General features: G+C 71.4%; 14 protein-coding genes and 1 pseudogene. 8 read left to right on the forward strand and 7 right to left on the reverse strand.

Going from position 1 to position 12,656, the window contains the following annotated elements; translation table 11 throughout:
• Positions 1 to 10: 10 nt before the first annotated feature.
• Both Ate02nite_RS01575 and Ate02nite_RS01580 read right to left on the reverse strand, forming a co-directional pair.
• The gene (locus Ate02nite_RS01575) at positions 11 to 1,210 is read right to left on the reverse strand and encodes a mechanosensitive ion channel family protein (RefSeq protein ID WP_239147054.1); all 1,200 of its coding nucleotides are present in this window, start codon (positions 1,208 to 1,210) and stop codon (positions 11 to 13) included.
• A 109-nt stretch (positions 1,211 to 1,319) separates the two neighbouring features.
• The gene (locus Ate02nite_RS01580; RefSeq protein WP_203797803.1) at positions 1,320 to 1,607 is read right to left on the reverse strand and encodes a hypothetical protein; all 288 of its coding nucleotides are present in this window, start codon (positions 1,605 to 1,607) and stop codon (positions 1,320 to 1,322) included.
• Positions 1,608 to 1,753: 146 nt separating this feature from the next.
• Here Ate02nite_RS01580 and Ate02nite_RS01585 point away from each other — a divergent pair, with 146 nt between their 5' ends.
• The 4 genes from Ate02nite_RS01585 (at position 1,754) to Ate02nite_RS01600 (ending at position 5,786) form a co-directional block, all read left to right on the forward strand.
• Complete coding sequence (locus Ate02nite_RS01585) at positions 1,754 to 3,904, forward strand: ATP-binding SpoIIE family protein phosphatase (protein WP_203797805.1); 2,151 nt, start codon at positions 1,754 to 1,756, stop codon at positions 3,902 to 3,904.
• Between the two features lie 160 nt (positions 3,905 to 4,064).
• Complete coding sequence (locus Ate02nite_RS01590) at positions 4,065 to 4,835, forward strand: VOC family protein (RefSeq protein ID WP_203797806.1); 771 nt, start codon at positions 4,065 to 4,067, stop codon at positions 4,833 to 4,835.
• A 101-nt stretch (positions 4,836 to 4,936) separates the two neighbouring features.
• Complete coding sequence (locus Ate02nite_RS01595) at positions 4,937 to 5,173, forward strand: helix-turn-helix domain-containing protein (RefSeq protein ID WP_203797808.1); 237 nt, start codon at positions 4,937 to 4,939, stop codon at positions 5,171 to 5,173.
• 1 nt (position 5,174) lies between these two features.
• The gene (locus Ate02nite_RS01600) at positions 5,175 to 5,786 is read left to right on the forward strand and encodes a Clp protease N-terminal domain-containing protein (protein ID WP_203797810.1); all 612 of its coding nucleotides are present in this window, start codon (positions 5,175 to 5,177) and stop codon (positions 5,784 to 5,786) included.
• Here Ate02nite_RS01600 and Ate02nite_RS01605 read toward each other — a convergent pair.
• A complete protein-coding gene (locus Ate02nite_RS01605) occupies positions 5,783 to 6,196 on the reverse strand; it encodes a hypothetical protein (RefSeq protein WP_203797812.1) in 414 nt (137 codons plus the stop codon). The two genes, Ate02nite_RS01600 and Ate02nite_RS01605, sit on opposite strands and share 4 nt — an antisense overlap.
• Positions 6,197 to 6,304: 108 nt before the next feature.
• Between Ate02nite_RS01605 and Ate02nite_RS01610 the strand changes: the two genes are divergently transcribed.
• Positions 6,305 to 7,147 (forward strand): NAD-dependent epimerase/dehydratase family protein, encoded by an 843-nt coding sequence (locus Ate02nite_RS01610; RefSeq protein WP_203797814.1) that lies wholly within the window; start codon positions 6,305 to 6,307, stop codon positions 7,145 to 7,147.
• Entirely contained in the window at positions 7,144 to 8,379 is a 1,236-nt protein-coding gene (locus tag Ate02nite_RS01615; RefSeq protein ID WP_203797816.1) for an enolase C-terminal domain-like protein, read from the forward strand. Before Ate02nite_RS01610 ends, Ate02nite_RS01615 begins: the two co-directional genes overlap by 4 nt.
• A 1-nt stretch (position 8,380) precedes the next feature.
• Here Ate02nite_RS01615 and Ate02nite_RS01620 read toward each other — a convergent pair whose 3' ends face one another.
• The 3 genes from Ate02nite_RS01620 to Ate02nite_RS01630 are packed head-to-tail and all read right to left on the reverse strand — an operon-like array spanning position 8,381 to position 11,226.
• Entirely contained in the window at positions 8,381 to 9,349 is a 969-nt protein-coding gene (locus Ate02nite_RS01620; protein ID WP_203797818.1) for a pirin family protein, read from the reverse strand.
• Between the two features lies 1 nt (position 9,350).
• Positions 9,351 to 9,791, reverse strand: coding sequence for a MarR family winged helix-turn-helix transcriptional regulator (locus Ate02nite_RS01625; RefSeq protein WP_203797820.1), 441 nt, complete (start codon positions 9,789 to 9,791; stop codon positions 9,351 to 9,353).
• 46 nt (positions 9,792 to 9,837) lie between these two features.
• A complete protein-coding gene (locus tag Ate02nite_RS01630) occupies positions 9,838 to 11,226 on the reverse strand; it encodes an alpha/beta fold hydrolase (RefSeq protein WP_203797822.1) in 1,389 nt (462 codons plus the stop codon).
• 61 nt (positions 11,227 to 11,287) lie between these two features.
• Between Ate02nite_RS01630 and Ate02nite_RS01635 the strand changes: the two genes are divergently transcribed.
• Both Ate02nite_RS01635 and Ate02nite_RS01640 read left to right on the forward strand, forming a co-directional pair.
• Positions 11,288 to 11,746 (forward strand): GNAT family N-acetyltransferase, encoded by a 459-nt coding sequence (locus tag Ate02nite_RS01635; RefSeq protein WP_203797824.1) that lies wholly within the window; start codon positions 11,288 to 11,290, stop codon positions 11,744 to 11,746.
• A gap of 135 nt (positions 11,747 to 11,881) precedes the next feature.
• Positions 11,882 to 12,514 (forward strand): DUF5753 domain-containing protein, encoded by a 633-nt coding sequence (locus Ate02nite_RS01640; protein ID WP_203797826.1) that lies wholly within the window; start codon positions 11,882 to 11,884, stop codon positions 12,512 to 12,514.
• Here Ate02nite_RS01640 and Ate02nite_RS01645 read toward each other — a convergent pair.
• Positions 12,492 to 12,656 (reverse strand): annotated as a pseudogene (locus Ate02nite_RS01645) (DUF397 domain-containing protein); the annotation flags it as partial. The gene Ate02nite_RS01640 and the pseudogene Ate02nite_RS01645 overlap by 23 nt on opposite strands.

Here is a 12,656-nt window from a genome sequence, read left to right on the forward strand (position 1 = left end):
GGCCCCTCTCCTATTTCCGGCCCTTGCCGGGAGGCTCTTCGCCGGGCGTCTCGTCCGGCGGCGGGATCACCTGGGTCGAGTCGCTGCTGATCACGGTGGTGCTGTCCGGATCGTCGTCGTCCCGGTCGAACCCGGGCACCGGGTGCGGCCGCCCCTGCCGCGGCGGCGGAATCACCTGGGTCTCCTCCGCCACCGGAGTCCCGGCCGGGTCCGAGACCACCTGCGTCTCCGCGATGTCCGACACCACCTGGGTCTCCGCGGCGGGGTCACTGACCACCTGGGTTGTCTCGGCCCGCCGGGCGACCTCGTGCCGGCGCGCCTCGTCGGCCCGCCGGCGTTCCTCCGCGAGCCGGGTCTCCTCGGCCTGCCACGCCTCCTGCGCCGACCGGGTCTCCTCGGCCCGGCGCCGCTCGTCGGCCTCGCGGATGTCCTGCTCGCGGGCCTGTTCGACGCGGCGCAACTCCTCGGCCCGGTGGGCCTCGGCGACCCGCGCCTCTTCCGCCACCCGGCGCTCCTCCGCGTACGCCTTGGCGTGCTCGCGGATCACCGCCGACTCGGCGCCGGCCCGTTCCAGCCAGGTCTCCCAGCGCTGCTGCATCGGCCGGATCAACCCACCGCCGACGCCCACGATCACCACGCCGGCGACCGTCGCCAGCACCGCGATGAGCAGCGGCTGGGTCACCGAGGTCGCGATCCGCACCTGGTCCAGGGCAGCGATCACGCCGAGCGCGACGATCACCACCGACACCACCCGGGCGATCAGCCGCCCGTACGCGAGCCCGCCCAGCGCACTGACGATCAGGTCGTGCACGGCCCCCGCGATCGCCGCGGCCACCACCACGATCACGATCGCCACGAACGCCCGCGGCAGCCACCCGATCAGGGCGGTGAGCAGGTCACTGACCGGATTGGGGCCCCAGATCCCGAATGCGAGTTGAAGCGCGAACAGCAGCACCGCGTAGAAGACGATCTTCGCGCAGAGGTCGGTGGCGCTGATCCCGCCGCCCGCGAGGGCCCGGCCGACCGCACCGCGCGACACCGCCCGGTCGAAACCGGCCTTGCGCAGCCCCTTGGCCACCACGGTCCGCAACACCCGCGCCACGACGTAGCCGACCACCAGGATCACGACAAAGGCCAGCGCGGCAGGCAGGAACAACAGCACCGATCGCCACATGTCGCTGAGCCCCTGGCCCAGCCCGTTCCCGGTCATCACACACTCCCATGGTTTCCGGCAGGCCGGCGTCCGCCAGCACTGCGACCATAGGACGAAACGAACGATTCCGCCCGACGAGGCACTACGTCCTCCGGACGGTTGCGGTTCAGCGCGCCGGGGACGCCTTGATCGGGTCCAGGCCGGGGACCGGGCGGTTGCGGGGAGCGGGGAGCGCACCGGGTTCGGCGGTGGGCCGGGTGCTCGGGGAGACCGCCGGGGCGGTCGCCGGATCGGCGGTCCGGTGGATCGCGGCGTAGCCGGCACCACCGGCGATGACCATGGCCACTCCCGCCAGGGCGGCCATCGCGACCCGCCGCCGGCGACGGCCGCGCGGGGTCACCTGCTCGTAATGGCGGGGCGCGGACAGGTCGATCAAGAATTCCGCGTCGGTCACGGCGGCGACCTTACGTGAGAGAAACATACGTTTGCCAAGCTCAGCCCGTGCCTGACCGAGATCCGGGGCTGCCCGTCCCGTCAACAATCGGACGGTCGGCCGGTGGGGCATCGTCCGAATGGCCGAGTCGGGCTACCCTTTTGAGCATGGCCGGGACGGGTGGGGTGAGCCCTTCGCAAACGCCCACGCTGCCCACGCAGCCGGGTGCGATGACACCTGGCCGCATCGGCTGCGCCGAGATTGTCCGCGACCTGGCCTGGGAGCACACCCCGCTGGGTCCGCGCGACCGCTGGGATCCGGCCGTCACCGCGACCGTCGAGCTGGTGCTGACCTCGCCGATGCCGATGGCTTTCTGCTTCGGTGACCGCTTCGTGCTGATCTACAACGACGCGTACGCGGATCTGATCGGCACCCTGCATCCGGCCGCGATGGGCCGGCCGGCCGCCGATTCCTTCGGTGAGCTCTGGCGGTCGCCGGGCATCGGCGGCGTGGTCGAGGACGTCTTCCGCAGCGGCCAGCCGTTCCTCGAACCGGAGACCCAGCTGACCGTGGTGCGCGCCGAGGGCACCCGCCCGGAACAGGCGTTCTTCACCCGCGGCCACTCACTGGTGCGCGACTCGCACGGCACGATCGCCGGGGTGCTGACGGTGGCCGCCGAGACCACCCAGGTGACCCGCCGCCTGCAAAATCTGAGCGAGCTGACCTCCCGGCTGGCCGCCGCGCTGACCGTCGACGACGTGGCCCGGGTGGTGCTGGGCTACGCGATGGCCTCGTTCGACGTCGACCTGTGCATGTTCGCGGTGGACGACGGCAACGGGTTCCGGGCGGTCCGCCGCATCCGTGGCGAGATGCTCGACGAGGCCGACGAGCGGCTGCCCCCGGTGTGGAAGCGGCTGTCCGACGACCCGCACGCGCCGCTGGTCGCGTCGGCCCGGGCCAACCGGCCCTCGTTCGTGCCCGACGGCGAACCGCTGCGGGCGGTGGCGTCCGACCGGCACGAGCGGCGCATCCGGGCGCTGGCCGTGCTGCCGCTGCGCACCGCCTCGCTCAAGGGCTCACTGAGCATCGGCTACCGCGCCGCGCACACCTGGCTGCCGGCCGAGCGCGCCCTGCTCAACGCCGCGGCCCAGCTGGTCGCGCAGGCGGCCGAGCGGGCCCGCCGGTTCGAGGCGCAGCACGGCACGGCCCAGCTGTTGCAGCGCAGCATGCTACCGGAGCACCTGCCCGAGTTGGAGCGTTTCCGGATCGCGGCCCGCTACGACGTGGGCGTGGACGGCAACGCGGCCGGCGGCGACTTCTACGACGCGTTCCGGCTGGCCGACGGCCGGCTGGCGATGGTGCTGGGCGACGTGGCCGGCCACGACGTGCGGGCGGCCGCGGTGATGGGCCAGGTCCGGGCGGCGTTGCGGGCGCTCGCCCTGACCGAGCCCGACCCGCCGGGGGTGCTGGCCGGGCTCGACCGGCTGGTCACCTCGCTGGGCGCCGAGTCGCGCAACGAGGAGATCTTCGTGACCGTCGTCTACGGGGTTCTCGACCCGGCCGACGGCACGATCACGCTGGCCAGCGCCGGGCACCCGCCGCCGGTGCTGCGCCGCGCCGGGCTGGGCGGCGAGCCGCCGACGGCCGAGCTGGTCAAGGTGCCGCCGGGTGCGCCGCTGGGCCTGGGCGGCCGGTGGCAGACCGGGCTGGTCCGCCTGGAGCCGGGCGACTCGATCCTGATGTTCTCCGACGGCGTGGTCGAGCGGCGTGGCCGGGCGCTGAATGACGGCCTGGACGCGCTGGTGGCGGTGGCCGCCGGGGCGTCCAGCGGCGACCCGCGCAATCTCTGCTCGCTGGCCACCACCGCGGTACCCGGCCCGACCGACGACGACGTGGCGGTGCTCGCGGTCGAGCGGGCGGTGGCCCTGAGCCGGTCGGCCACGATGCTGGTGGCGGCCGAGCCGACCGGACCGAGCCGGGTGCGGCAGTGGATGACGACCTGGCTGCGCGAGTGGACGGTCCCCGAACCGGTGATCAGCTCGGCGATCCTGTGCACCAGTGAACTGACCACCAACGCCCTGCTGCACGCGGGCACCCCGGCCCAGGTGCACATCGACCTGAACGCCGTGCGGCTGCTGGTGTCGGTGGCCGACACCGGCACCCGGGGCAGTGTGATCCGCGCGCACACCGACACGATGAGCAGCCGCGGCCGGGGGCTGGGCCTGATCGAGGAGCTGAGCGACTCGTGGGGCACCGACCCGTCGGTCCGCGGTTCCACGGTGTGGTTCGAATTGCTGCTGCGGTCCACTTCGGACTGATCAGGTGTTTAACGGTCACGTTACATCCGCCCCCCTGACCGATTACTCTTCGTAACCGAAACACGCGCTAAAACGGGCATTGAACCCTTGGGTAGTGACGAAGCGTATTGGGTGCCGTAAGGTGGTCAACTAAATCGGGGCATCCACGTTGGAGCGGCACATGCGGATAAGAGGCTTTGCGCCATCGACACCCTGCTGGGCGGAACTGACGACGTCGGACCCGGCCCGTGCGGCCAGGTTCTATGCCGACCTGTTCGGCTGGGAGCTCGACGGTGACCGGTTCCTGCTCGACGGCCGCCCGGTGGCCGGCCTCGCGCGGAGCCGCCCGGACCGGCCCGAGGGCTGGCTGACCTACCTGGCGGCACCCGACCTGGAGCAGACGATCCAGCGCGTCGAGGGCGCGTACGGTCGCACCCTGGTTCGCCCGGAGGAACGGTCCGGCGCGCGCAGCGCGATCGTGGCCGACTCGTCCGGCGCGATCTTCGGTCTGTGGCAGGCGGCCGGGTTCGCCGGCGCCCAGCTGCGCGGCGAGCCGGGCGCGATGGCCTGGTCCGACCTGCTGACCGACGGCATCGGCCAGGCGACCGCGTTCTACGGCTCGGTGTTCGGCTGGTCGCTGACGCACGAGTTCGGCAGTGGCGAGTGGCTGACGGAAGCGCACGACTCGGTGGCCGGGCTGATCACCGGGCGGTACGACTTCCGCTGGCAACCGTCGTTCCAGGTGGGCGACTGTCTCGACCTGATCGACAAGGTGGCTCGCCTCGGCGGCCGGGTGGCGGCCGGCCCGATGGAGATGGGCCTCGGGAAGTACGTCGAGATCATCGACCCGCTGGGCACCCCGTTCGCGGTCACCGCACCAGTGCCGCGCCCGGTCGAGCTGTCGGTGGCCTACAACGACATCATCGGGCTGGAGCTCACGTACGGCGGCTGAATCTTTGGCAGTGGGGGCCGGCGCATTCGCGCCGGCCTTTCTTTTTGCCCTTCGTGTCAACCGGGGTTGACGCTGGTCGAATGTCAACGTAAGTTGACAGCATGACTGAGGCAACCGACCTCGCCGCCGCCGCCGGCAGCACCGATCCACGGGTCGGCCTGCGGGCGGTCGTGGCGCTGCGCCGCCTGCTGGAGGGCCTCGAGCACCTACAGGTGGCCAACGCACGCCGCAACGGCTGGTCCTGGCAGGAGATCGCCGACGCACTCGGCGTGACCCGCCAGGGCGTCCACAAGAAGCACGCGCACCTGATGCCGGCGCGCGACCCACGGGAGGACTGACATGTTCGAGAGGTTCACCGCCGCCGCGCGCCAGGTCGTCATCGGTGCGCAGGAGGAGGCCCGCGACCTGGGCCACCAGCACATCGGCACCGAACACCTACTGATCGCGATGCTCCGCGACGAGGACGGCACGGTCGCCGCCCTGCTGCGCGAGCACCACCTCGACGCCGACACCGCCCAGGCCGACGTCCGCCGGCTGGTCGGCGCGACCGAGCCGCCCGATCTCTCCTTCACCGAGGCCGACGCCGAGGACGCGGCCGCCCTCAAGGCGATCGGCATCGACCTCGACAAGGTGCGCGCCGCCATCGAGGAGAACTTCGGCGCCGGCGCGCTGCGGCTGCCGAAACCGCCCCCGAAGAAGCGCGGCCTCTTCGGCAAGCTCTACGCCTCCGGCGGGCACATCCCGTTCTCGCCGCGGGCCAAGAAACTGCTCGAGTTGTCGCTGCGCGAAGCGATCCGGCTCCACCAGAACTTCATCGCGCCCGAGCACATCGTGCTGGGCATCCTGCGCGAGGGCCAGGGCCTGGCCGCCCGCATCCTCGCCGACCACGGCGTCGACTTCGCCGCCCTGCGCGCCGACCTGGAGAAATCCCTGAAGGAACAGGCCGCCTAACGTTCCACGGCCCGGTAATAGATGCGCAGTTGATGGCCGCTGGCGGTGTGGTGCCAGCCGACGTCGCCGAGGGTCTCGATGTCGGGGCGGCGCTCCAGCCAGTCGGCGGCCATCGCGAACGCCTCGGCCGGAGTCTGCCCGACGAACGACACCCGGCGCTCCCACTCCTCGACGACCGCCGGGCCCGGCTGAGCCCGGTGGTTCAGGGCGCTGATCACCGCGAGCGGACCGACCCGGCGGCCGTTGCGCACCGCCTGCACGAACCAGTCGTCGACGTCCTCGTCGTGCTCGACCGCCCAGCCGTCGAAGCGGTCCAGGTCGTTGGCGATCGCGTTGCGGGCACAGTCCAGCGCGGCTTCCAGGGTGGCGAGTTGGATGTCCTCGCCGTTGTACTCCACCCGAAACGCCATGCCGCCCCCAGACAGCATCTCGACCACGCGCAATCGGCTCGATGATAATGGAGACCCGGCCGTTCGTCGCCCGTGATGATCAGGACATTGCTGGAGTACGTTGCAGCCATGCGTGTCCTGGTGACCGGCGCGGCCGGCTTGGTCGGCACCGCCGTGCTCGACCTTCTCGCGGCCCGGGGCATCCCGGTCACCGCGCTGATCCTGGAGCCGGTCGCGGCGATCCGGGCCGACCGGGTCGTCGTCGGGGACGCGCGCGATGCCGCGGTCGTCGACGACGCGCTCCGAGCAGCCACCGCCGTGATCCACCTGGCCGCCATCCCGAACCCGAACAACGACCCCGGCGAGGTCGTCTTCGGGCACAACACCCTCGCCACCTTCACCGTGCTCGACCGGGCCGGGCTGGCCGGCATCGAGCGGGCAGCGATCGCGAGCAGCTACGCGATCTGCGGCCTGCCGTTCGCGCGCACCCCGCTGCGGATGCCCTACCTGCCGATCGACGTACGGCTGCCGCTGCAGGCCACCGACCCGTACGCGCTGTCGAAGCAGGTCGACGAGGCCACCGCCGAGATGATCAACCGGAGGTACGGGATGAGCGTGGTGGCCCTGCGCCTGCCCTTCATCGGCACGGCGGACGGCCGGCTCGCCGAGGCCTCGGCCAACTTCGCGCACCGGCCGGACCTCGGGGCGGCCGACGTGTGGAGCTACCTCGACGCTCGGGACGCGGCCGCAGTGCTGGTCGCGGCGCTGCGGCCGGCCACCCCGGGCGCCCACGTGGTGTACGCGGCCGCACCGGAAACCCTGGCCCCACAGCCGACCGAGTGGCTCCTCGAGAGGTTCCATCCCGGCGTACCCCGGCCTTCTTTCCCGGGCCGGACCGTGCCGATCGACCTCGCGCCGGCCAAGGAACTGCTCGGTTTCGAGGCGGCCTTCCCGTTCCCGGTCGCGTCATGACCAGGCCGACCATCACCGGGCCGACCATCACCGGCCTGCGGGCCATCGTGACCGCGCCGGAGGGCGTCAACCTGGTCGTGGTCCGGGTCGACACCTCCGAGCCCGGCCTGTTCGGCCTGGGCTGCGCCACCTTCCACCAGCGTTTCGCGGCCGTGGTCGCCACCCTGGAGACGCACGTCGCGCCGCTGGTCATCGGCAAGCCGGTGGCCGAGATCTCGGAGATCGGCCGGCTGGTGCACTTCTCGTCCTACTGGCGCGGCGGGCCGGTGCTCAACAGCGCGCTGTCCGGTGTGGACATGGCGCTGTGGGACATCGCCGGGAAACGCGCCGGCCTGCCCGTCCACGACCTGCTCGGCGGCCGGCTGCGCGGGGACGTGCCGGTCTACCTGCACGCCTCGGGCGCGACGGTCGAGGAGACCCTGGACGACGCGGCCCGCCTGATCGACGCCGGCTACCGGCACGTGCGGCTGCAGACCGGACAGCCCGGCCTCGGCACCTACGGCGCGCCCGGCTCCCCCGGCGGCTATCCCGGCGCTCCCTACCCCGACGGCTGGGACGTGCAGCACTACCTGGCGACCACGCCGCGCCTGTTCGCCAAAGCCCGGGACCGCTTCGGCGACGGGGTCGAGCTGCTGCACGACGTGCACAGCCGGCTCACCCCGAAGCAGGCGGTGGTGCTGGCCCGCGCGCTCGAGCCGTACCGCCTGTTCTTCCTGGAGGACGTGATCGCGCCCGAGCACTACGACCGGCTGCCCGAGGTGCGCGCCGCCTCGCCGGTCCCGATCGCGGCCGGCGAGCTGACCGTCTCGGTCACCGAGGCGGCCCGCCTGGTGCAGACCGGCGGCGTGGACCTGCTGCGCTGCCACGTGTCGACGATCGGCGGCCTGACCCCGGCCCGGAAGCTGGCCGACCTGTGCGAGCTGACCGGGGTGCAGACCGCCTGGCATGCTCCCGCCGACGTCTCCCCGGTCGGCGCGGCCGCCAACCTGGCCCTCGACCTGACCAGCCCGGCGTTCGGCATCCAGGAGGGCCACGTCTATCCGGACGTGGTCCACGAGATCTTCCCGGGCACGCCGGTGATCGCGGCCGGTTACGCCCGCCCGTCCACGGCTCCCGGCTGGGGCATCGACTTGGACGAGAAGCTCGCCGCGGCCCACCCGCCCGTGATCGGCAACCACGAACGCTGGGCCGCGACGGTTCGCCGCCCCGACGGCGCTATCGAGGCGCCGTAGCTCAGTCGGTGTGCGGGAGGCGGCCGGCCGGGACGACGCCCAGGCGGCCCTTCTTGAAGTCCTCGAAGGCCTGGGCCAGTTCCTCACGGGTGTTCATCACGAACGGGCCGTAGTGCGCCACCGGCTCGCGGATCGGCCGGCCACCCATCACGAACAGCTCCATGGCCGGGATGTTCGAGTCCTGGGCCGGGTCGGCCTCGACCCGGATCGCGTCGCCGGCGCCGTGCGCGGCGAGCTGGCCCATCTGGATCGGCCGCCGCTCGACACCGACCGTGCCCCGGCCGGCCAGCACGTAGACCAGGGCGTTGTAGTCCGGCTGCCAGGGCAGGTCGAGCCGGGCGCCGGGCTGCAGCGTGACGTGCGCCAGGTTGATCGGGGTGAAGGTGGAACCGGGACCGGCGTGCCCGGCGACCTCGCCCGCGATGATCCGGATCAGGCTGCCGCCGTCCGGCGAGGTCAGCAGGGCCGACTCGCGGCCGCGGATGTCCTGGTACTTCGGGGTGATCATTTTGGCCGCGCGGGGCAGGTTGACCCACAGCTGCAGGCCATGGAAGAGGCCGCCGCTGGTGACCAGGTGCTCGGGCGGCGCCTCGATGTGCAGGATGCCCTGGCCGGCGGTCATCCACTGGGTGTCGCCGTTGGTGATGGTGCCACCGCCGCCGAGCGAGTCCTGGTGGTCCATGATCCCGTCGATCATGTAGGTGACCGTCTCGAAGCCGCGGTGCGGGTGCCACGGCGTGCCCTTGGGCTCGCCCGGCGCGTAGTCGACCTCACCCATCTGGTCCAGGTGGATGAACGGGTCGAGCTCGTTCATCGGCACCCCGGCGAAGGCCCGGCGCACCGGGAAGCCCTCGCCCTCGTAGCCGGAGGGCGCGGTGGTGAGCCGACGCACCGACCGGAAGTCGGTGCCCTCCCCCAGCTGCGGCAGGCGGGGCAGGACCAATACGTCGTCGACAGTGATGGCGGGCATCTCAGGCCTTCCTTACTTTGTCGAAAACCCGGGCGATGACGTCGAGCTCGTCGGGGTCGAGCCGGTCGATGAACCGGTCCCGAACGGTGATCAGGTGCAGCGGCGCGGCCGCCTCGAGGGCGGCCATCCCGTCGTCGGTGAGGATGGCTTCCTGACCACGGCCGTCCTCGGGACAGGGCTGCTTGAGCACCAGTCCTCGCTTGACCATCGAGTTGATCTGGTAGGTGACCCGGCTCGGCGAGAAGACCAGGTGGCCGGCCAGCTCGCCCATCCGCAGCCGGTGCCCGGGCGCCTCGGAGAGCACCACGAGCACGTGATAATCGTTCATGCTGAGACCGGTCGCGGCGCGCAGATCGTCCTCGAGGTGCGTGTGCAGCGCCCACGAACTCTCGATGAAGGTGCGCCAGGCGCGCTGTTCGTTGTCGCTCAGCGGTTCGGCCATGCTCACACGGTAACTCTTTCAAATCTGAAACAACAAGTGCCGTCGGTCACGGGTTCCCGGCGTTCTCGGCCAGGACCCGCTTCAGAACCGCCTCGAACTGCGCCGGCTGATCGAACATCGACCGGTGCCCCGCGTCCTTGAGGGTGACGATCTCTTTGCGCGGCGCTTGCAGCGCCGAGAACCACAGGTTGAGGTCACGCACGCGGGCGGGCACCTCACGGTCTCCGGCAACAAAATAGACGGGTACGCCGAGGGAGGGCACCTGTGTCCGGAAGTCGACACCGCGCACCCCGGGGTAGAGGGCGTCGAACGAGTCCAGGAACCCGGCCACGACGTGCACCTTGTCGAGCACCCCGAGCTCCGGCGCCTGCGCATTTTCCAGCAGCGCGTCGCCGTTGTCCGACCCGTACACCGCGTCCTCGTTGAGCACCATCGGTTCGTACCCGTAGATGTTCGCGTAGGGCGGCCGACCCACCTGGGTGAGGCGGGCGACCAGCGCGGTGTCGCCCTTGGATCGCGCCCAGGCCAGGGTGTCGTCGTATTGCGTGCGGTCGCTGGCGGTCGGATCGGCGACCTGCCCGACCCCGACGTAGGCGGCAAACTTGTCCGGCGAGTCCTGCACCGCGAGGGTCGCCCCGATCGTGCCGCCGGAGTGCGCCACCAGGTAGATCTTGTCGCGCCGGAACCGGGTGCGGAGGTAGTCGGTGACGGCCAGCACGGTGCGCCGCTCGTCGTCCACGGTGAACGTCGGCGTCGGATCGAGCGCCCCGAACGACCGCCCACCACCCCGCCGATCCATGGTCACCACCACGAACGTCTGCTCCAGCACACCGAGCCGCTGCCGCATGGCGGCCAACTCCGAGCCACCCGGCGCTCCCGGCACGAACAGCAACACCGGCGCGGTGGCCCGGGCTCCCCGGATCATCAGGCCGATCTTCCCGGCGTACGCCATCTCGGAGATCCCGCCCGGGATCGGCGCGACCCGCCCCGGAAGCACCACCGCCACTCCCGTGACCAGCACGACAAGCGCGAAGACCCCGGCCACGAACCGCCCCACGAACCGCCAGGCGCTGCGACTGCGCCGCCGCGACCCGGCGCCGTAGGCGGCCCCCACCGCCATCGGCAGCAGCGCGAGCAGCGCATAGAGCCCCCGCCCGACGATCAGCGCGAGCAGCCCGAGCGCGGTCGGCCGCGGGTAGTCGACAGTCGGCCCGGTGAAGCCCACCCGGGTGATCTCCCCGGCCAGCGCGAAGAAGATCGGCGCCAGCAGAATGGCCCAGCGCGACCGGACGATTCGCCCGGCGATCACCCCGACCACGACGCTGATGACCAGGATGGCGACCGCGTCAATCGGGAAGATCGGCCCGCGCGGGCGCCAGAAGCCGGCCAGGACACCCCAGACCAGCGCCGGAAGCAGACCAACGCCGCGAGCCATGCTGGGACGCTAGTGGATATTCAATACTCGGCGCTGCCCCCGTCCGGTTAACGTCCGTGCCATGATTGCCCGCCCCGCCGGCCACGCGGACGCCGACGAGTTGATCCGCCTGCGAGCCGTGATGTTGCAGAGCCTGAGCCCGTCGGACTGGGACGACGCTTGGCGGGAACCTGCCCGGCAGACGCTGACCGAGCGGCTGGGGTCGCCCGCGCTGGCCGCGTTCGTGGTCGACCGGCCGGACGGCACCGGACTGGCCTCCTGCGCGATCGGCACCGTCGAGACCCGGCTGGGCAGCCCCGGCAACCCGGCCGGCCGCTCCGGGTACGTCTTCAGCGTCGCCACCGACCCCGACATGCGTCGCCGGGGCTTCAGCCGGCAATGCCTGACCGCGCTCCTTCAGTGGTTCCGCGAGCAGGGCATCGGCAAGGTGGACCTACGGGCGTCACCCGACGGTGAGCCGCTGTACCGCTCGCTGGGCTTCGTCCGCACCCCGGATCCGGCGATGCGCCTGCGGCTCTGACAGTTATGCCAGCATTGTCGGATTTCGGGACGGGAATACGACACCGTGTCGACCTCGACGTCCGGGGCTAGTGTGTGAAAACCTGCAGTCTGCAAAATGCAGACGGCCGAAGGCTGTCGGAACTATGCTGACCTGATGAGAGGACCGGGAATGGGTTCGGTGGAGATCAACGACGCCCGAGGGCCAGAGGCCTTCAATCAGCTGATGAGGCTGGAGCAGGAGTCGACGGAGATCTTCCAGGTCCAGCCCAATTTCCTCCCGGGCCTGCTGCAGGTCGAGGGCTACGCCGCCTCGATGATCGGTGGGATCGCTCAGCTGGCACCCGGCGCCACCGAGCTCACCGAGCGCGTCGGCGTCCGCATGCAACGGGCTCGCGCGTTCGAGTCACGGCTGAAGGGCACACGGCCGCCGCGGCTCTGGGCCGTGATCGACGAGGCCGCTGTCCGCCGCGTCGTCGGCGGTCCGGCGGTGATGCGCGAGCAGCTCGACCATCTCGTCGCGGTGTCCAAGCTCGACACCATCACGCTGGCGATCGTCCCCCTCGGCCACGGGGCATACCCCGGCCTGACCGGGTCGCTCGAGATCCACCAGGTCGCCGAGGGGCCAGCCGCGGTGTTCTTCGAAGGCGTCAACGGCGACGAGATCGATACCGACCCGGAGCTGGTCCGGCGGCACCGCGAGACGGTCGAGTCAATGCTCACGTCGGCGGTCACCGGCGCCGAGGCGACCGCCCTACTCGAGTCGATCAGCGGATCGCTGTCGTCCTGACGTCGTCAACGAACGCCGTCCAGGCGTCGCGCCCGAAGGTAAGCACCGGCCCGGCCGGATCCTTCGAATCGCGGATGTAGACCGCATCGCCCTTCTCGGCGATCTCCACGCAAGCGCCCCCGGAACTCCGTGTGCTCTTCCG

Origin of the sequence: Paractinoplanes tereljensis (genome assembly GCF_016862435.1) — a bacterium.
GTDB lineage: Bacteria > Actinomycetota > Actinomycetes > Mycobacteriales > Micromonosporaceae > Actinoplanes > Actinoplanes tereljensis.